The following is a 17009-nucleotide window of genomic DNA, read 5'->3' as shown; positions in this document are numbered from 1 at the left end:
CTAAAGGGTGCGGGTCACCTTGTTCAGGCCTCGCGGGCTGTCCGGGTCGCCGCCGCGGGCGAGCGCGAGACCGTAGGCCAGACGCTGCACGGGGAGGATCTCCAGCACCGGCGCCACTTCCTCCGGCGTCTCGGGGATGGCGATGGACAGGGTCGCCCCGACCTTCTCCGACGCGGAGCCGACGGCCACGACGTCCGCGCCGCGCTGGTGCACCACGTCGAGGGCGTCGCGCAGCGAGTCGCCGCCCTTGCCCAGCGAGGTGATGGCCAGGACCGCGGTTTCGCCGTCCACGGCCGCGACGGGGCCGTGCAGGAGGTCGGCGCCGCTGTAGGCGCGGGCCGCCAGGTACGACGTCTCCGCCAGCTTCAACGAGGCTTCCAACGCCGTCGCGTAGGAGTAGCCGCGGCCGGTGGTGAGGACCCGCTCCACGAACCGGTAGCGGCGGACGGCCTCGTCCACGGTCGGCGCCGACTGGTCCAGCGTCACCTGGGCCAGCTCGCCCAGGTTGGCCGCGGCCTCGCCGTTGCCGCCCCGGATGGCGTCGATCAGCAGGTAGAGGGCGAGCAACGTGGCCGAGTAGGTCTTGGTGGCGGCCACCGCGTGCTCCACGCCTGCGGAGACGTCCACCGAGAGCTCGGCGGCCGCGTTCAGGGGTGAGGACGCGGTGTTGGTCACGGCCACAGTCAGGGCGCCGCGCCTGCGGTAGGAGGCGGTGACCTCCAGCAGGTCGGGGGAGCCACCGGACTGCGAGACCGTCACCAGCAGGACGTCGCGGAGGTCCGGCTCGGCGCCGTACAACGTCGTGGTCGACGCCGAGACCAGGCCCGCGGGGAGTTCCAGCAGGATCTCGGTCAGGTACTTCGCGTAGATCGCGGCGTGGTCGCTGGAACCGCGAGCGGCGAAGAGGACGAAGCGCGGTGCGCGTTCGCGGATGACGGCGGCGACCTCGGCGATCGTCGACCGGGCCGCGTAGAGGGACGAGAAGATCGACGGTTGCTCGGCGATCTCCGCTGCCATGTGCTGGCCTGGCTGGGGCGTGGTCATGTCGTGCCTTTCAGGATCAGCTCGGCCGCGGCTCGGAGGCTCACCCGAGAACCGCCGTGGGTGTCGATGCGGGCGACGCTGCCCAGGTCTGGACCAGGCACGCCGGTTTCCACGTGCACCACGTCCTTGCCCAGATTAGTTAAGTTTGTTACCAGTTGTCGAGCGCCGGTGTGCCGATGAGCGTCGCGGGTCACGACCACAATCGTGCGGTCACCTGCGGTTTTCGCAACTTCGTCGGCGGAGATGTCGCGGGCGGCGATCACTTCCGCGCCCGGCAGCACCTCGCGCAGGTAGGGACCGAGGCCCCACGGGACGTCGCCGACCGCGATCGACGAGTCCACGACCAGGTCCACGACGACCGGGTTCGACCCGACCTCGACCCGGCCACGCACCTCGACAGCGCGCCGAGCGGCGATGAGACCGATCTCGGCGTCGTGGGCGTCGATGGTCGTCGGGGGCTGGCCCAGGGCCAACGACCGCGCCGCGGCCTGGGTGAGGCGTTCTTCCGTCAGCTCACCGCTCTTGACCGCCGCGACGATCGAGTCGATCAGCCACTGGAGGTCGTCGTCGTCCAGGGCCACGCCGCCCAGGCACAACGAGTCCACGCCAGCGGCCAGGGCTCGGACGGCACCCACGGCGAGGTCGCCGCCGACCGCCTTCATGTCCAGGCCGTCGGTGATCACCGCGCCGGTGAACCCGAGCTCGGTGCGCAGCAGGTCGATGGCGTGCTTGTTCAGCGTCACCGGCGCCGGGCCCCACTCGGGGATCACCAGGTGGCCGGTCATGATCGAGCGGACGCCCGCGTGCACGGCCGCCTGGAACGGCACGAGCTCGACGGCGCGCAGCTGTTCCTCGGTTCGGGGCAGCACGGGAAGCTGCTCGTGAGAGTCCTCAGTGGACGCTCCGTGGCCGGGGAAGTGCTTGGCGCAGGCTGCAACGCCCATGGTCTGAAGACCCTCGACCCACGCGGCGACGTGCCGTGCGGCGAGCACCGGGTCCGAGCCGAACGCGCGGACGCCGATGATCGGGTCGTCCAGCGTCAGCACCAGATCCGCGGACGGCGCGAGGTTCAGCGAGATCCCGCACTTCGCCAGCCGCGCGCCGATGGACGCGGCCACCGAGCGCGTGAGGTCGAGATCGTCCGCCGCACCCAGCGCGTGGTTGCCCGGCACCTCGGAGCCGCGGCCCGCGTCGAGACGCGTGACGTCGCCGCCCTCCTCGTCGATGCCGATCACCACGTCCGGGCGCACCGAACGCAGTTCGCCGCAGAGCTCGGTCACCTGGGCGTCGTCGACGACGTTGCGCCCGAAGAGCACAACGCCGCCGAGACCGTCAGCGACCCGCCGCAGCAACCAGTCGGGGGCGGTCGTTCCGTGGAAACCGGGAAGCAGAACGGCAGCGGCCAACTGATCCACGCGTCATCCCTTCACAGCACCGGCGGTGACGCCGGCGACCATCTTGCGTTGCACGATCAGGAAGAACACCAGCGCGGGCACGGTGAACAGGACGGACGCGGCCATCGCGCCACCCCAGTCGGTGCCGAACGCGGTCTGGAAACCGGACAGCCACACGGGCAGCGTCTCGCTGTCCTGGCTGCGGATCAGCACCTTGGCGAACAGGAACTCGTTCCACGCGGTGATGAACGCGAACACCGACGTCGCGACGAGACCCGGTCCCAGCAAAGGCAAAGTGACCTTCTGGAACGCACCCCAACGGCCGCAGCCGTCGACCATCGCGGCCTCTTCGAGCTCCGCGGGGATGCCGTTGACGAACCCGCGCAACGTCCACGCGCAGAACGGCAGCGTCACCGCGAAGTACACGAGGATCAGCGACGAGAGGTGCTCGTAGAGCCCGAGGTCCCGCATCATCAGGAACATCGGGATCAGCAACGCCTCGAACGGCGCCATCTGCGCGACCAGCATCAGCAGCACGAAGCTCTTGCGGCCGCGGAACGCGAAGCGCGACATGGCGACCGCGGCGGTGATGCCGATGACGATCGCGGCGACGACCGCCGTCAGCGTCACCAGGAGGCTGTTGCCGAGCGAGGACAGGAATCCGGGCTTGGTCCACGCCGTGATGAAGTTCGTGAGTGTCACCGAGAACGGGATCAGGTCGTAGTCCGACGTGATCGTCGTTCCCTTGGGCTTCATCGCCGACGTGACCATCCAGTACGTCGGGAAGATGAAGAACAACGCGAGCACGAGGCCCGCGACGTTCGCCGCAGACTTCTTGAGCATCAGATCTTGCCCTCCTCCGTCTGCAGCAGCTTGCGCAGGTACTGGAACGTGATCAGGCCGAGGATGACCATCATCAGCACGGAGATCGCGGCCGCGACGCCGAAGTGGCTCTTCGCGATGCCTTCCAGGTACTGCAGCACCGGCAGCGTCGTGCTCTCACCGCTGGGACCGCCCTCGCGGAACACCCAGATCTGGGCGAAGACCTTGAAGTCCCACAACGTCGACAGGAACGTCACCATCATCAGCAGTGACTTGATCTCCGGCCACGTCACCGCGCGGAACGTCTGCCAGCCCGTCGCGCCGTCGATGCCCGCCGCCTCGTAGAGGTCACGGGGGATGCCGACGAGCCCTGCGTAGAGCGAGAAGGCGAGGAAGGGGATCGCCTGCCAGATGATCAGCAGGCCGACGACGGACAGCGTCGACGTTCCGGAGGAGAACCAGGAGTAGCCGGCGAACGAGTCGAAACCCAGCTGCACCAGCGTTTTGTTCAAGATGCCGTAGTTCTGGTCGAACATCCACTGGTAGACCGTGGTGGACGCGAGGATCGGCATCGCCCAGGCGCAGAGCATCGCGATCTGCAGGGCGATCCGCACCCACGGCGTCAGCACGCGCATCAGCAGCGCGATCCCGAGGCCCATGCCCACCGAGGCGCCGACGACGGCGATGGTGAACACGACGGTGCGCAGCGAGACGTCCCAGAACCGTTCGTCCTGAAGGACAGTCACGTAGTTGTCGATGCCCGTCCACACGATCTCACCGCGGACCAGCTCGCCGAGGTTCAGCTGGCGGAAGCTCGTCACGAAGACGGAGACGACCGGCCAGCCGATCAGCCAGAGGATCGCGATGAGAGCGGGAGCGAGCAGCAGGTAGGGCAGCGCCCGGTCGAAGGCACTGCCCCGGCGGCGGCGCCTGGGCGCCCCACCCGTCGCGGCAGGCGGCAGCGCCGGAGGGAGGTCCCCTGCCGGCGCTGCCGTTTCGGTCGTTTTGACGGCCGTCATCTCAGCTTGGCTAGGCCATGGCCTTGGTGATGGCGTCGCTCGCGTCCTTCGTTGCCTGGTCCAGCGACTTGGCACCGGTGAGGTACGCGGTCAGCGCGTCCTTCAGCGGGTTCTGGCCCGCCTCGACGGCCGCCCACTTCGGCGTCACCGGGGTGACCTTGCCGTTGGGGGACGAGTCCGCCATGGCCTTGCCGATCGCGTTGCTGGCGAGCTTCGAGGTGTCCTTCGAGGTACCGGGGACAGCGCCGCCCGCGGCGAGCTGGTCCTGGTAGTTCTTGGAGGACAGCAGAGCCAGGTACTTCTTCGCGGCCGCGGCGTTCTTGCTGGACGCCGGGATCGCGAGGTTCGAGCCACCGAGGAACACCGGCGCGGCCGAACCGGCCTTCTTGGACGGGATCGGGAACGCCGAGGTCTTGTCCGCCAGGTCCGGCTTCGCCTTCACGGCGCCGCCGAGCTCCCACGGGAGGCCGACCATCATGCCCACGTTGCCCGTGCCGAAGACCTCCATCTGCTGGGGCTTCGCCTCGTCGATGTCAGCCGGGACCTTCTTGGCGGCCGACGCGTCGTAGAGGGCCTTGTACGCCTCGAAGCCGGCCTTGGCCTGCGGCGTGTCCAGCGTGCCCGTCCACTTGCCGTTGTCGAGCTTGGCGATGTCGCCGCCCTCGTCCCAGATCAGCGACAGGAGGAAGTACCAGGACTGACCCGGCAGGTACAGCGCCTGGAAGTCCGGGTTGGACGCGTTCGCGGCCTTGAGCTTGTTGATCGCGTCGATCCACTCGGCACGCGACGTCGGCGGCTTCGCCACGCCTGCGGCCTGAAGCAGGTCGGTGCGGTAGATCACGGTGCGGTTCGCGGCGTAGAACGGAACGCCGTACTGCTTGCCGTTGAGCGTCAGCGAGTCCTTGAGACCGCCCAGCCACTCACCGCCGTTGAACTGACCGGCGTCCGCGGTCAGGTCGGCCAGCGTGCCCTGGTCGGCGAAGCTCGCCGTCTGGGTGTTGCCGAGCTCGATGACGTCCGGCGGGGTGCTGCTGGCCAGCGCCGTGGTCAGCTTCTCCTGAATGCCGGTCCACTTCTGGACCTCGTACTTGACCTTGATCCCGTTCGCCTGCTCGAACTCCTTGTTCAAGGCGTCGGTCAGGGTCGTCGGCGCGGAGCCGTCCATGAGCCACACGGTGATCTCTTTGGTCTCCGTGGTGCTACCGCTGTTCGTGCTCGTGCCACAGCCTGACACGGCCACTGCCAGTGCGGCGGCACCGACAGCGAGTCCTCTCCAGCCCTTCACAGTTCGCGCCCTTTCACCAAGCCCGGCACTCGGCCGGAACGTCCAAGTGGTGTAGACCAATGCGGAACAGCGTGTGCTGCGTCACCGCGTCTGTCAAGCGCGTTGCCAAGACGTTGCGAAGTCATCGGACGAATTTCGGGGCGGATGTCGGGGGTTCGGACGCACGAATCGACACGGACAAGGCATCCTTGTGATGCTTGACATGGAGTGCGAGGAGGAGGCCATGCTGGAGACGACGCCTGCATCAGGCGTGGACGCCAGGACGCGGGCGCAACGCGAACCCAAGTACTGGGGTCTCAAGCGGCACCTGCTCGACCTGTTGAGGGCGTTGCCGCCCGGTTCGCCGATCCCCACGGAACGGTCGCTGGCCGCGGAGTTCGACGTCTCCAGGACGACCGTTCGCCAGGCGCTTGCCGAGCTGACGGTGGAAGGCCGCTTGCTCCGTGTGCAGGGCAAGGGCACCTTTGCGGCGGAACCCAAAGTCGCCCAGAGGTTGCAGCTGTCTTCGTACACAGAGGACATGCGGGCCCAGGGACGCGTGCCGTCGTCGAAGCTGATCGAGGCTTCGGAGATGCCGGCCGAGGCGGAGCTCGCCCGGTATCTGGGCGTGCGTCCGGGAGCGAAGGTCCTGCGTCTGCACCGCCTGCGGCTCGCCGACAACGAGCCGATGGCGATCGAGACGACGCACCTCGCGCTGGGCCGCTTCCGCGGGCTGCGCCGGTACCTGGCGCCCGGCGCCTCGCTGTACCAGGTGCTGTCCGAGCGGTTCGGTGTCGAGATGGGACACGCCGAGGAGACGATCGAGACCGCACTCGCGTCGCCTGAAGAGGCAGAGCTGCTCGGCGCCGACATCGGCCTGCCGATGCTGCTGCTGTCGCGGCACTCGTTCGACACCGAGGGCAATCCGATCGAGTGGGTCCGATCGGTCTACCGCGGTGACCGCTACAAGTTCGTCGCCACGCTGAACAGGCCGTCTTGATCGCCTGGGGCACGCCACGGGCACGTTGGGTGCTGACGACGACGATCCTCGGCTCGGGCATGGCCATGCTCGACGGGACCATCGTCAACGTGGCGTTGCCCCGGATCGGCGCGGAGTTCAGCGCGTCGGTCACGGATCTCCAGTGGATCCTGAACGGGTACCTGCTCGCGCTGGCCTCGCTGATCCTGATCGCCGGGTCCCTGGGCGACAGGTTCGGGCGGCGCCGGGTCTACGTGATCGGCGTGATCTGGTTCGGCATCGCTTCGCTGCTGTGCGGTGCCGCGTGGAGCGTTCCGGTGCTGGTCGCGGCACGGGTGTTGCAGGGCGTGGGCGCGGCGTTGCTGACGCCGGGCGCGCTGGCGATCCTCCAGTCGTCGTTCAACCGGGAGGACCGCTCCCGCGCGATCGGCGCGTGGTCCGGGCTGTCCGGTGTGGCGACCGCCGTCGGGCCGCTCGTCGGCGGGTTGCTGGTGCAGGCCTGGTCGTGGCGGCTCGCGTTCCTGGTGAACCTGCCGGTGGCCGCGCTCTGCGTGTTCCTCGCGCTGCGGTTCGTGCCGGAGTCGCGCGACGAGTCGGCCGGGCACCCGAACTACCTGTCCGCGCTGGTCGGCGCCGTCGGGCTGGCGTTGCTGACGGGCGGGCTCGTCGAGCAGTCGTACGTGCTGGCGGCCGCGGGTGTGGCCGCGATGATCGCGTTCGGTGTGGTGCAGAAGCGGTCCGCGGACCCGTTGGTGCCGCCGGAGCTGTTCCGCAACCGGACGTTCCTGGTCTCCAACGTGCTGACGTTCCTGGTCTACGCGGCACTCGGCGGCGTGATGGTGCTGCTCGTGCTGCAACTGCAGATCTCGCTCGGATATTCGCCGACGGCGTCCGGCCTGGCCAGCGTGCCGCTCACGATCATCATGCTGCTGGCGTCCTCGACGTCCGGCCGGATCGCCCAGCGCTACGGGCCCCGGTTGCAGTTGATCGTCGGCCCGATCCTGGTCGGCCTGGGCATGTTGCTGCTGCGCAACGCCGTTCCCGGAGCTTCGTACGTCACCGGTGTGCTGCCCGGGGTGGTGCTGTTCGGCGTCGGCCTCGCGATCGTGGTCGCCCCGGTGACGGCGACCGTGCTGGCCTCGGCGCCCGATCACCACGCGGGTGTCGCGTCCGGCGTGAACAACGCCGTGGCCCGCACCGGCAGCCTGCTCGCGATGGCCGTGCTGCCCGCGGCGGTCGGCCTGATGGGCGAGGACTACACGAACCCGGTGGTCATGACCGACGGGTTCCAGATGGCGCTGGTCCTGTGCGCGGCGGCGGCGATCATCGGCGGCGTCCTGGCGATCGGTGTGGACAACGGGGTGCTGGCCGCGGCTCCGGAGCAGCAGGAGGCCCCGCATCCGGGGGACTGCCTGCACTGCGGGGTGGAGGGGCCGCCGACGCACATCCGGTCCGGTGGAGAGAAGGCGCACCGGTAGCGCTCAGCGCGCCAGCAGGCTCGCCAGCAGCGCCGGGTCCACGTTGCCGCCGGAGACCACCGCGACGCCCGTCCCACCGATCTTCTCCTGGGCCGCCACCGCGACGGCACCGCTCGGCTCCGCGATCAGTCGCGCCCGGCGGGCCAGGCCGGCCACCGCGGCGAGGATCTCGTCTTCCGACACCGTGATCACGTCGTCCACGTACTCGCGGATGTGGGCCCAGGTGAGTTCCGAGGGCTCGTCCCTCAACGCGTCAGCGGCCGTCTGAGCCCGTTTCAGCGGGTCCCAGCGCACCAGTTCGCCCGTTCTGAGCGATTCCGCGATGTCGGCGGCCAGCTCGGGTTCCGCGCCGATCACGCGGACGTCCGGGCGCAGCGACTTGACCGCCGTGGCCACGCCGGAGATCAGCCCGCCGCCGGACATGGGCACCACGACGGCCTCGACGCCCGGCAGGTCGTCGAGGATCTCCAGGCCGATCGTGCCCTGGCCGGCGATCACGTCGGGGTGGTCGAACGGCGGGATCAGCGCCGCGCCGCGTTCGGCGACCAGGGCCTCCGCGCGCTCGACGCGTTCGGTGATGCCGACGATGAAGACCTCGGCCCCCAACGCCTTCGTGGCCTCGATCTTGACCGCCGGGGTGTTGTCCGGCATCACGATCGCGGCCGGAACGCCGTGCAGGCGTGCCGCGAACGCCACGGCCTGCGCGTGGTTGCCACTGGAGTAGGCCACTACGCCGTTGGCGCGGTTCTCCAGGCGTGCCAACGCGTTCAGCGCGCCCCGGAGTTTGAACGCGCCGATCGGCTGGAGGTTCTCCGGCTTGAGCCAGCCAGGACCGAACGGCAGCAACGGCGTGCGCACCACGTGCGGGGCGATGACCGTCGCGGCCGAACGGATCTCTGGGAGCGCGATCATCCGAGGATCGACGCGAGCAGCGCGGGCTCGATGTTGCCGCCGGAGACGATCGCGACGGCCGGACCGGCCGGCAGACCGCGGTTCAGGTACGCGGCGACGGCCACGGCACCGCTCGTCTCGGACACGACCCGCGTGCGGCGGGCGATCTGCTTCACCGCGTCCCGGATCTCGTCCTCGGAGACGGTCACGACGTCGTCCACGTACTCGCGGATGTGCGCCCACGTCAGCTCGGAGGCCTCGGCGCGCAGACCGTCCGCGACGGTGCGGGCGCGGTCGTGCGCGTCCCAGCGGACCAGCTCACCGGCGGCGAACGACGCGGCGGTGTCACCGGCCAGCTCGGGCTCGACACCGATCACGCGGACGTTGGGGCGCAACGACTTCACCGCCGCCGCGACGCCGGAGATCAGCCCGCCGCCGCTCACCGGCACCAGGACCGTTGCCACGTCGGGAAGATCCGCGCAGATCTCCAGGCCGATGGTGCCCTGGCCGGCGATCACGTCGGGGTGGTCGAACGGCGGGATCAGCGTCGCCTTCCGCTCCTCCACGAGCTCGTAGGCGCGCGACTCGCGTTCGGTGATGCCGACGACGAACACCTCGGCGCCGTGCGCACGCGTCGCGTCGATCTTCAGCTGGGGCGTGTTGTTCGGCACGACGATCGCGGCCGGCATGCCCAGGATCTTGGCGGCGTAGGCGACCGCCTGCGCGTGGTTACCACTCGAGTACGCCACGACACCGCGCGCCCGGTCCTCGGAAGGTATGCGGGACAACGCGTTCACCGCGCCGCGCTGTTTGAAGGCGCCGATCGGCTGGAGCGACTCCGGCTTGATCCACAGGCCGGAGTCGAAGGACAGCAACGGGGTGTGGACGACATGCGGGGCGATCGCGGCGGCGGCCGCGTGGACGTCCTCGAGGGTCACCAGGCGCATGCGTTGATGATGCACGTCACCGGGGCACAACCGGTGAACTGTGCCCAACGTCCTACAAGTGTCATGTCTGAAAAGGAGAAGATCACCCCCGTCAAGCTCATCGCGAGTGTGCTCGCCGCCGCCACAGCGGCCGTGCTGAGCCTTCGCCTCAACCTCGTCGGCACCATCGTCGGTGCGATTCTGGCGAGCCTCGTGACCACTTTGGGCGCTGTGTTCTACCAGCGGTCGATGGAACGCGAGAAGCGCTGGCAGGTGATCGCGGTCGGCGGCCTGCTTGTTTTCGCTGTGACCGTGCTCACTGCGACCAGCATCCAGCTGGTCACCGGCAAGCCGGTCACGGCCGATCCGGTCAAACCGTCCACAAGCACCCACACCGAGACCCACACCGAGACGACGAAGACCGAAACGATGACCGTCACGGCTCCTCCGAGCACGTCCGGTCAGTCGTCGTCCGAGAGCACCACGACCACCGCGCCCACGACCACGTCGACAGATTCCCGACAGCCGACGGACAGCTCGGCGCCCTCCTCCACCGCTGACCCCATTCGGTGATCACGTCACTACTTTGAGCGACAGTTAACTGTCAAAGGCTACGCGCCGCAGTTGATCTGTCGTGAGCTGTGACACACTTCGTTCACGTTCGAGGCGGGGCGTCATAGCCAAGTGGCCCGCAACTTCACTCGAACGGGCGAAGGAATTCGGTCCGAAAGAGACCGGGAGGAGGCGCAATGAGGCTCGTGGCACGTCCGCTTGAGCCCGGCGCCTTCGGTGGAGGACGCAGCGCCTGCACCGGATTCGAGAGGCAAGTTGGGATGGGAGGGGTGGGGCGACCCCTGCCGCCGCCCCACCACCCGTCCCCCTAGAGCCCCCGAGAGAGGTCCCTGCAACCGATCTCTCGGGTTCCCCTGCACCCGAAAGTGAGGGAGACGTCTGATGAACCGCACGAGTGCGGCCCGTGTAACCGGTGCCGTTGTTCTCGCCACCGGAGTCGTGACTGCTCTCAGCGTACCGGCGTTTGGCGCCCCTGCCGCACCGGTCGCCCCAACCGGTTCCGATACGGAGAGCTACTCGGCAGAGTTGCTCCAAGCGGTCCAGCGTGATTTGGGCCTGAACGCTGACCAGGTACGCGTCCGATTGGCTTCTGACCAGAGGTCGAGCGAAATCGCGGAGCAGTCGAAGGCGTCTCTGGGAGACGCGTTCGGCGGAGCCTGGATCGACCAGGCGAGCGGCAGACTGACGGTCGGGGTGACCAAGTCGGGACTCTCCGTGACCGGCGCGGAGACCCAGGTCGTCAAGAACTCGCTCACCCAGCTCAACGGGACCAAGTCGGTTCTCGACCTCATGAGCGCCCCCGCGGCGATCACGAGCTGGCGCGTCGACGAGAAGTCGAACAGCGTCGTCGTCGAGGTCAACAAGAACGTGCGCGACGCGGCCGCGGACAAGTGGATCGCGACCGCGAAGTCCGTCAGCGGTGCGGTTCAGGTCGCCGAGGTGACCGAGAGCCCGACCCCGCTGTACGACCTGCGCGGTGGTGAGGCCATCTACATGGGCGGCGGCCGTTGCTCGCTCGGCTTCTCCGTGACCGGTGGCTACGTCACCGCCGGCCACTGCGGCAGGACGGGCACTGCCGTGTCCGGCTCCAACCGCGTCGCACAGGGCACGTTCGCCGGCTCAGTGTTCCCCGGCAACGACTACGCCTGGGTGCGCACCAACGCGAACTGGACCCCGCGTCCGTGGGTGAACCGCAGCGGCTCCAACGTGATCGTCCGCGGCTCCACCCAGGCGGCCGTCGGCTCGCAGATCTGCCGTTCCGGTTCCACGACCGGATGGCGCTGCGGCACCGTCCAGGCGTTCAACCAGACCGTGAACTACCCGCAGGGCCAGGTCCGGGGTCTCACCCGCACCAACGCCTGCGCCGAGGGCGGCGACTCGGGTGGTTCGTGGGTGGCGGGCTCCGGCTTCGGCCAGGCCCAGGGCGTGACGTCCGGCGGTTCTGGCAACTGCTCGTCGGGCGGCACCACGTACTTCCAGCCGGTGAACCCGATCCTGTCGCGCTACGGCTTGACCCTCACGCGCGGCTAGCCCTGATCTACTGCTGAAAGAGCGCTGTGGCACCTCGGTGCCGCAGCGCTTTTTCAGTGGACGAGCACGATCTTGCCGTGGGCGTGCCCGGTCTCGCTCAGTCTGTGGGCGTCGGCGCCTCGAGTGAGCGGGAAGACCTCGGCCAGCGGAACGGTGAACGCGCCCTGCTCGGCGAGTGCCGCCGCGATGGCGAGGCCGTGCAGCGCCTGGGGATCGGCACCGGGGCCGCCCGCCGTGTGGGTCAGCCGGATCCCGTGGTCGCCGGACAGGTCGGCGATCGTCACCACGCGATCCGGTGAGCCCGCGATCGAGATGAGGTCGGGCACCGTGCCCGCGCAGTGCAGGACGGCGTCGACCGCGCCCGCCCGGTCCGCCAGGCCTTCGCCGTAGACGACAGGAGTCGCGCCTAGCGAGGCGACGAAGTGCTGCGTCGCCGGCCCCGCGGTGCCGACCACCTTCACGCCCCGCGCGACCGCCAGCTGGATCGCCACCGTGCCGACGCCGCCCGCCGCGCCCGCGATCAGCAACGTCGTGCCGTCGCGCACCCCGAGCAGGTCCAGCGCCCTGGTGGCGGTCTCCACGTTGGCCGCCGCGCCGCCCGCCTGCTCCCAGCTCAGAGCCGCCGGCTTCGGTGCCCACGCGGCCAGCACCGCGAACTCGGCGTTGGCTCCGCCGAGCAGGCCCAGGTCGACCAGGCCGAACACCTCGTCGCCCTGGTTCACACCGGTCACCCCCTCGCCGACCTCGTCGACGACGCCTGCCGCGTCCACACCGGGCACGTGCGGCAACGGCAACCGCTCGCCGAACATCCCGGAGCGGAGGTACGTGTCCCCGGGAGTGACTCCGGAGGCGCGCACGGCGATGCGGATCTGGCCGGGACCCGCGTGCGGTTCGGCGACCTCGGCCACGTGCAGCACGTCGGCCGGGCCGTACTCGGAGAACTGAAGTGCTCGCATGGCGGCGAAATTAGTGGAACAGGGCGTCCACTTAGCTGAAACTGAGACGGTGACGGTAGATCTGACTCACAACCTGCGTTCGGACGCTCGGGACAACCGCGACCGGATCCTGGTGGTCGCGCGGGAGGCGTTCGCCTCGGAAGGCCTGGACGTGCCGATGCGCGAGATCGCCCGGCGTGCCGGCGTCGGTCCGGCGACCCTCTACCGCCGCTTCCCCACCAAGGAGGCGCTCCTGGTGGAGGCGTTCTCGGAACGGCTGGCGGCCTGCACGGCCGCCGTGGAGGAGGGGCTGGCGAACCCGGATCCCTGGCAGGGGTTCTGCCGGACCGTGGAGCAGGTGTGCCTGCTGCACGTGCTCGACCGCGGGTTCTCGGCGGCGTTCACGAGCGCCTATCCCAGGGCGATCGACTTCGCTTCGGTGCGCGAGACGTCGTTCCGCTCGCTCGCTGAACTCATCGGGCGGGCGAAGGCGACCGGGCGGCTGCGGGCCGACTTCTCGGTCGACGACGTGGTGCTGCTCCTGATGGCGAGCGGGGGCGTCCGCTCCGGGACGCCCGCGATCGCGCGGCGGCTGGCCACGCTGTTCCTCGAAGGGGCGGCTAGCTGAACTGCACGGATCGCTTCGAGAGTCCGTACCAGAAGCCGTCGACGCTGGTGCGGGCCTTCTCGTCGCTGGCCGCGCCGAGCGCCACGAACAACGGCGCGAAGTGCTCAGTCCTCGGATGTGCGATCCCCGCTGCTGGAGCCTTCTGCTGGAAGTCGAGCAACGCGTCGACGTCGCCGTTCGCGAGTTGCTGGTGCGCCCAGTCGTCGAACTCCTTCGACCACGACGGCGGCTCGTAGTCCGGCCCGGCGGGGAAGTTCACGCAGCTCAGGTTGTGGGTCATGAACCCGCTGCCGACGATCAGGACGTTCTTGTCCCGCAACGGCGCGAGCTTGCGGCCGATCTCGTGCAGCTCACGCGGGTCGAGCGTGGGCATCGACATCTGCAGCACCGGCACGTCGGCGTCCGGGAACATCTCTTTGAGCGGCACGTAGGCGCCGTGGTCGAGGCCGCGTTCCTCGTCCTGCTCGACGTGGCCGCCGAGGAGCTTGCGGACGTCGTCGGCGAGTTCCGGTGCACCCGGCGCCTCGTACTCGACCTGGTAGTACCGCTGCGGGAAGCCCCAGAAGTCGTAGACCAGCGGCACGGTCGTCGTCGCGCCGATGGTCGTCGGCGCCTCCTCCCAGTGCGCGGAGACCATGAGCACGGCCTCCGGGCGCGGGAGGGTGGCGGACCAGTCCCTGAGCTCTCTGGTCCACGTCTCGTCGTCAGCCAGCGGGGGAGCCCCGTGGCTCAGGTACAGCACAGGTGCGCTCACGTCATCGAGAGTACGCCTGTTTGTTCAAATTTCAACTAGTAAGTTCAGATTTGAACGACTCGGCGGCCTTGCGCGGGTCCTCGGCGTCGGTGATGGCCCGGACGACGACCACTCGGGTGGCTCCGGCTTCCTTGACCTCGTGGAGGTTGGTGAGGTCGATGCCGCCGATCGCGAACCACGCGCGCTCGGTCCTGGTGGCGCGGACGAGGTCGAGGCCTGGTGCCGGACGGCCCGGCTTGGTCGGAGTCGGCCAGCACGGGCCGGTGCAGAAGTAGTCCACGCCGGGTTCTTCGGCGGCTGCGCGCATCTGGTCGACGTCGTGGGTGGAGCGGCCGATCACCACCTCGTCGCCGATGATCCGGCGGGCGAGCGGCACGGGCAGGTCGTCCTGGCCGAGGTGCAGGACGTCGGCCCGCACGGCGTGGGCGATGTCCGCGCGGTCGTTGACGGCGAGCAGCCTGCGGTGGCGTTCGGTGGCCTCGGCGAGGATCTCGATCGCCTCGATCTCCTGCTTCGCCTCCAGTGACTTGTCCCGCAACTGGATGATGTCGACGCCGCCCGCGAGCACCGCGTCCGCGAACTCGGCCAGATCAGACCGGTTCGGCGTGCAGAGGTAGAGCGTCGCGTCGGCGAGTCGTTGCCTGATCAGGTTTCCGTCGAGTCCTGGCACGTACGCACGTTAACCGTTATGTTGAAGTCGGTCCGCACGGGAGCCTGGAGAACACCGGGCTGAGAGGGAGCGTGGTTCGCTCCGACCGTCGAACCTGATCCGGGTCATGCCGGCGCAGGGAGCGTGAATGCCTTGAGCAGTGTGGAAGTGGCCGTCCGGGGTGGCGGTGTCATCGGGCTGTCCGTGGCTCTTGCCGCGGCACGGGCCGGGTTCTCGGTCTCCGTGTTCGATCTGGGCTCGCCGCATGCGGGTTCGCGGGTCGCGGGCGGGATGCTCGCGCCGTTGACGGAGGCCTGGCCGGGTGAGGAAGCCGTGGTGGCGCAGGGTGTCGAGGCCCTCGCGCTGTGGCCGTCGTTCGCTGACTCGATCGGTGTTCCGCTGTTCACGGCGGGGACCCTGGCGGTCGGCACGCAACCCGGTGACCTCGCCGATCTGCGTCCTGCGGGGGAGTTGCTGACCTCGCGGGAGATCCGCGCTCTCGAACCTTCTCTCGGCCCGGCGGTTCGCGGTGGCGTGTACGCGCCGGGTGACCTCGCCGTCGACAACCGCGTGCTGCTTTCCGCACTGTGGAAGGCTTGTCTGGACGCCGGAGTGGTGTCCTCAGTGGACGGCCGGGTCACGGTGATCGCCGCCGGAGCGTGGAGCGGCGCGTTGCATCCCGCGTTGCGCTCGATCCGGCCGGTCAAGGGCGAGATTCTGCGGCTGACCCACCGTCCCGGTGCGTTGCCGCCTCCCCGGCACACGATCCGTGCGCTGGTCTCGGGTCGTCCGGTGTACCTGGTGCCACGAGACGACGGTCTGGTCGTCGGCGCGACCCAGTACGAGGCGGGGTTCGACACCGACGTGTCCGTCGCGGGCGTGCGGGACCTGTTGCGGGACGCGGAAACCGTGCTGCCGGGCATCGCCGAGTACGCGCTGACCGAGGCCGCCGTCGGGTTCCGCGCGGGCAGTCCGGACAACGTCCCGATCGTGCGGTGGCTGGAGCCCGACGTCATCGCCGCGACCGGCCACCACCGCAACGGGCTCTTGCTCGCCCCGCACACCGCTCGGCTCGTGGTCGAGCTGCTCCAGGGAGGAAGTTCGTGAAGGCACAGGTGAACGGGGCTTCCCGTGACTTGGCCGAGGGCACGTCGGTGGCCGCGGTCGTGACGCTGGTGGGAGCACCCGAGAAGGGCGTGGCGGTGGCGCTGGACGGTGCCGTGGTGCCGAGGGCGTTGTGGGACAAGACGATCGTGCCGGACGGCGGCGTGGTCGAGGTGCTGACCGCGGTCCAGGGAGGGTGACGTGGACGATCCGCTGATCATCGCGGGCCGGGAGTTCCGGTCCAGGCTCATCACCGGCACCGGCGGTGCCGCGAACCTCTCGGTGCTGGAACGGGCGTTGGTCGCGTCCGGCACCGAGCTGACCACCGTGGCGATGCGCCGGGTGGATGCCCAGGGACAGACCGGCGTGCTGGAGTTGTTGCGGCGACTGGGAATCGAGGTCCTGCCGAACACCGCGGGCTGCCGCACGTCCGCCGAGGCCGTGCTGACCGCGCAACTCGCCCGGGAGGCGCTGGAGACGAACTGGGTCAAGCTCGAGGTCGTCCACGACGAGGAGACCCTGCTGCCGGACCCGATCGAGCTGCTCGACGCGGCCGAGCGCCTGGTCCGGGACGGCTTCGTGGTCCTGCCCTACACCAACGACGACCCGGTCCTCGCGCTGAAGCTCCAGGACATCGGCTGCGCGACGGTCATGCCGTTGGGCTCTCCCATCGGTACGGGTCTCGGCATCCGCAACCCGCACAACATCGAGCTGATCACTTCCAGGGCATCTGTTCCAGTAGTGCTCGACGCGGGCATCGGCACGGCCTCGGACGCGGCCCTGGCGATGGAACTCGGCTGTTCAGCGGTGCTTCTGGCGACAGCCGTCACCCGAGCGCAGGACCCGGAACGGATGGGCGCCGCCATGCGTTGTGCGGTCGAGGGCGGACGGCTGGCGCGCCTGGCCGGCCGAATTCCGCAGCGCTTTTGGGCCCAAGCGTCTTCGCCGGGACTCTGAGGTCGCTACCGTGGGTACTCACGTGTTGGGGGATGATTGACAACTACCTGAATCCCGCCGAG

Annotated in this window: 18 protein-coding genes and 1 riboswitch; of the genes, 8 read left to right on the top strand and 10 right to left on the bottom strand. The window is 69.2% G+C overall.

Annotated elements, in window-relative coordinates; all coding sequences use genetic code 11:
• From BM417_RS15835 to BM417_RS15815, 5 genes are read right to left on the bottom strand one after another with little or no spacing between them, the layout of a single operon-like run.
• Complete coding sequence (locus BM417_RS15835) at positions 1 to 1044, bottom strand: SIS domain-containing protein (RefSeq protein WP_093593951.1); 1044 nt, start codon at positions 1042 to 1044, stop codon at positions 1 to 3.
• Positions 1041 to 2459: a glycoside hydrolase family 3 protein gene (locus tag BM417_RS15830; protein WP_093593949.1), complete on the bottom strand. Its 1419-nt coding sequence runs from the start codon at positions 2457 to 2459 to the stop codon at positions 1041 to 1043. Before BM417_RS15830 ends, BM417_RS15835 begins: the two co-directional genes overlap by 4 nt.
• A gap of 3 nt (positions 2460 to 2462) precedes the next feature.
• A complete protein-coding gene (locus tag BM417_RS15825) occupies positions 2463 to 3281 on the bottom strand; it encodes a carbohydrate ABC transporter permease (protein WP_093593946.1) in 819 nt (272 codons plus the stop codon).
• Positions 3281 to 4279 carry a carbohydrate ABC transporter permease gene (locus tag BM417_RS15820; protein WP_093593943.1) on the bottom strand — a complete coding sequence of 333 codons (999 nt, stop codon included), beginning with the start codon at positions 4277 to 4279 and terminating at the stop codon, positions 3281 to 3283. The genes BM417_RS15825 and BM417_RS15820 overlap by 1 nt, the downstream gene beginning before the upstream one ends.
• Before the next feature lie 10 nt (positions 4280 to 4289).
• Positions 4290 to 5564 carry an extracellular solute-binding protein gene (locus tag BM417_RS15815; protein WP_093593940.1) on the bottom strand — a complete coding sequence of 425 codons (1275 nt, stop codon included), beginning with the start codon at positions 5562 to 5564 and terminating at the stop codon, positions 4290 to 4292.
• Positions 5565 to 5787: 223 nt separating this feature from the next.
• On the opposite strand from BM417_RS15815, the gene BM417_RS15810 reads away from it, so the two are divergent.
• Positions 5788 to 6543: a GntR family transcriptional regulator gene (locus BM417_RS15810; protein ID WP_030480591.1), complete on the top strand. Its 756-nt coding sequence runs from the start codon at positions 5788 to 5790 to the stop codon at positions 6541 to 6543.
• Between the two features lie 29 nt (positions 6544 to 6572).
• Positions 6573 to 8000: an MFS transporter gene (locus tag BM417_RS15805; protein ID WP_281251324.1), complete on the top strand. Its 1428-nt coding sequence runs from the start codon at positions 6573 to 6575 to the stop codon at positions 7998 to 8000.
• Positions 8001 to 8003: 3 nt separating this feature from the next.
• Here the strand turns inward: BM417_RS15805 and BM417_RS15800 are convergent, their stop codons facing one another.
• Entirely contained in the window at positions 8004 to 8912 is a 909-nt protein-coding gene (locus BM417_RS15800; RefSeq protein ID WP_093593937.1) for a threonine ammonia-lyase, read from the bottom strand.
• Positions 8909 to 9838, bottom strand: a complete 930-nt coding sequence (locus BM417_RS15795; RefSeq protein ID WP_093593935.1) for a threonine ammonia-lyase — start codon at positions 9836 to 9838, stop codon at positions 8909 to 8911. Before BM417_RS15795 ends, BM417_RS15800 begins: the two co-directional genes overlap by 4 nt.
• Before the next feature lie 63 nt (positions 9839 to 9901).
• On the opposite strand from BM417_RS15795, the gene BM417_RS15790 reads away from it, so the two are divergent.
• The gene (locus tag BM417_RS15790; RefSeq protein WP_093593932.1) at positions 9902 to 10390 is read left to right on the top strand and encodes a hypothetical protein; all 489 of its coding nucleotides are present in this window, start codon (positions 9902 to 9904) and stop codon (positions 10388 to 10390) included.
• A gap of 693 nt (positions 10391 to 11083) precedes the next feature.
• Entirely contained in the window at positions 11084 to 11920 is an 837-nt protein-coding gene (locus tag BM417_RS15785) for a S1 family peptidase (RefSeq protein WP_322788963.1), read from the top strand.
• 53 nt (positions 11921 to 11973) lie between these two features.
• On the opposite strand, the gene BM417_RS15780 is transcribed toward BM417_RS15785, so the two are convergent.
• The gene (locus BM417_RS15780) at positions 11974 to 12876 is read right to left on the bottom strand and encodes an NADP-dependent oxidoreductase (protein ID WP_093593927.1); all 903 of its coding nucleotides are present in this window, start codon (positions 12874 to 12876) and stop codon (positions 11974 to 11976) included.
• A 49-nt stretch (positions 12877 to 12925) separates the two neighbouring features.
• Between BM417_RS15780 and BM417_RS15775 the strand changes: the two genes are divergently transcribed.
• Positions 12926 to 13483: a TetR/AcrR family transcriptional regulator gene (locus tag BM417_RS15775; protein ID WP_245821942.1), complete on the top strand. Its 558-nt coding sequence runs from the start codon at positions 12926 to 12928 to the stop codon at positions 13481 to 13483.
• Here BM417_RS15775 and BM417_RS15770 read toward each other — a convergent pair.
• The gene (locus BM417_RS15770; RefSeq protein WP_093593921.1) at positions 13476 to 14237 is read right to left on the bottom strand and encodes a dioxygenase family protein; all 762 of its coding nucleotides are present in this window, start codon (positions 14235 to 14237) and stop codon (positions 13476 to 13478) included. The genes BM417_RS15775 and BM417_RS15770 overlap by 8 nt on opposite strands.
• Before the next feature lie 31 nt (positions 14238 to 14268).
• Positions 14269 to 14907 (bottom strand): thiamine phosphate synthase, encoded by a 639-nt coding sequence (gene thiE, locus BM417_RS15765; RefSeq protein ID WP_093593918.1) that lies wholly within the window; start codon positions 14905 to 14907, stop codon positions 14269 to 14271.
• Positions 14908 to 14933: 26 nt separating this feature from the next.
• A riboswitch (TPP riboswitch) is annotated at positions 14934 to 15045 on the top strand.
• On the opposite strand from thiE, the gene BM417_RS15760 reads away from it, so the two are divergent.
• The 3 genes from BM417_RS15760 (at position 15040) to thiG (ending at position 16947) form a co-directional block, all read left to right on the top strand.
• Entirely contained in the window at positions 15040 to 15993 is a 954-nt protein-coding gene (locus BM417_RS15760) for an FAD-dependent oxidoreductase (protein WP_093595995.1), read from the top strand. Its footprint overlaps the riboswitch before it by 6 nt.
• Complete coding sequence (gene thiS / locus BM417_RS15755) at positions 15990 to 16190, top strand: sulfur carrier protein ThiS (RefSeq protein ID WP_093593915.1); 201 nt, start codon at positions 15990 to 15992, stop codon at positions 16188 to 16190. The genes BM417_RS15760 and thiS overlap by 4 nt, the downstream gene beginning before the upstream one ends.
• Position 16191: 1 nt before the next feature.
• Positions 16192 to 16947: a thiazole synthase gene (thiG, locus tag BM417_RS15750; protein ID WP_093593912.1), complete on the top strand. Its 756-nt coding sequence runs from the start codon at positions 16192 to 16194 to the stop codon at positions 16945 to 16947.
• The last annotated feature ends 62 nt before the right edge of the window (positions 16948 to 17009 follow it).

It is taken from the genome of Lentzea waywayandensis (assembly GCF_900115955.1).
Lineage (GTDB): Bacteria > Actinomycetota > Actinomycetes > Mycobacteriales > Pseudonocardiaceae > Lentzea > Lentzea waywayandensis.
Note: the sequence above shows the minus strand (reverse complement) of the source record. Positions and strands in the feature narration are given on the sequence as shown.

What these genes read in the sequence shown, in the direction of transcription:
- BM417_RS15835 (WP_093593951.1), bottom strand. Translation starts at nt 1,044, where the DNA reads ATGACCACGCCCCAGCCAGGCCAGCACATGGCAGCGGAGATCGCCGAG.
- BM417_RS15825 (WP_093593946.1), bottom strand. Translation starts at nt 3,281, where the DNA reads ATGCTCAAGAAGTCTGCGGCGAACGTCGCGGGCCTCGTGCTCGCGTTG.
- BM417_RS15820 (WP_093593943.1), bottom strand. Translation starts at nt 4,279, where the DNA reads ATGACGGCCGTCAAAACGACCGAAACGGCAGCGCCGGCAGGGGACCTC.
- BM417_RS15810 (WP_030480591.1), top strand. Translation starts at nt 5,788, where the DNA reads ATGCTGGAGACGACGCCTGCATCAGGCGTGGACGCCAGGACGCGGGCG.
- BM417_RS15800 (WP_093593937.1), bottom strand. Translation starts at nt 8,912, where the DNA reads ATGATCGCGCTCCCAGAGATCCGTTCGGCCGCGACGGTCATCGCCCCG.
- BM417_RS15795 (WP_093593935.1), bottom strand. Translation starts at nt 9,838, where the DNA reads ATGCGCCTGGTGACCCTCGAGGACGTCCACGCGGCCGCCGCCGCGATC.
- BM417_RS15790 (WP_093593932.1), top strand. Translation starts at nt 9,902, where the DNA reads ATGTCTGAAAAGGAGAAGATCACCCCCGTCAAGCTCATCGCGAGTGTG.
- BM417_RS15780 (WP_093593927.1), bottom strand. Translation starts at nt 12,876, where the DNA reads ATGCGAGCACTTCAGTTCTCCGAGTACGGCCCGGCCGACGTGCTGCAC.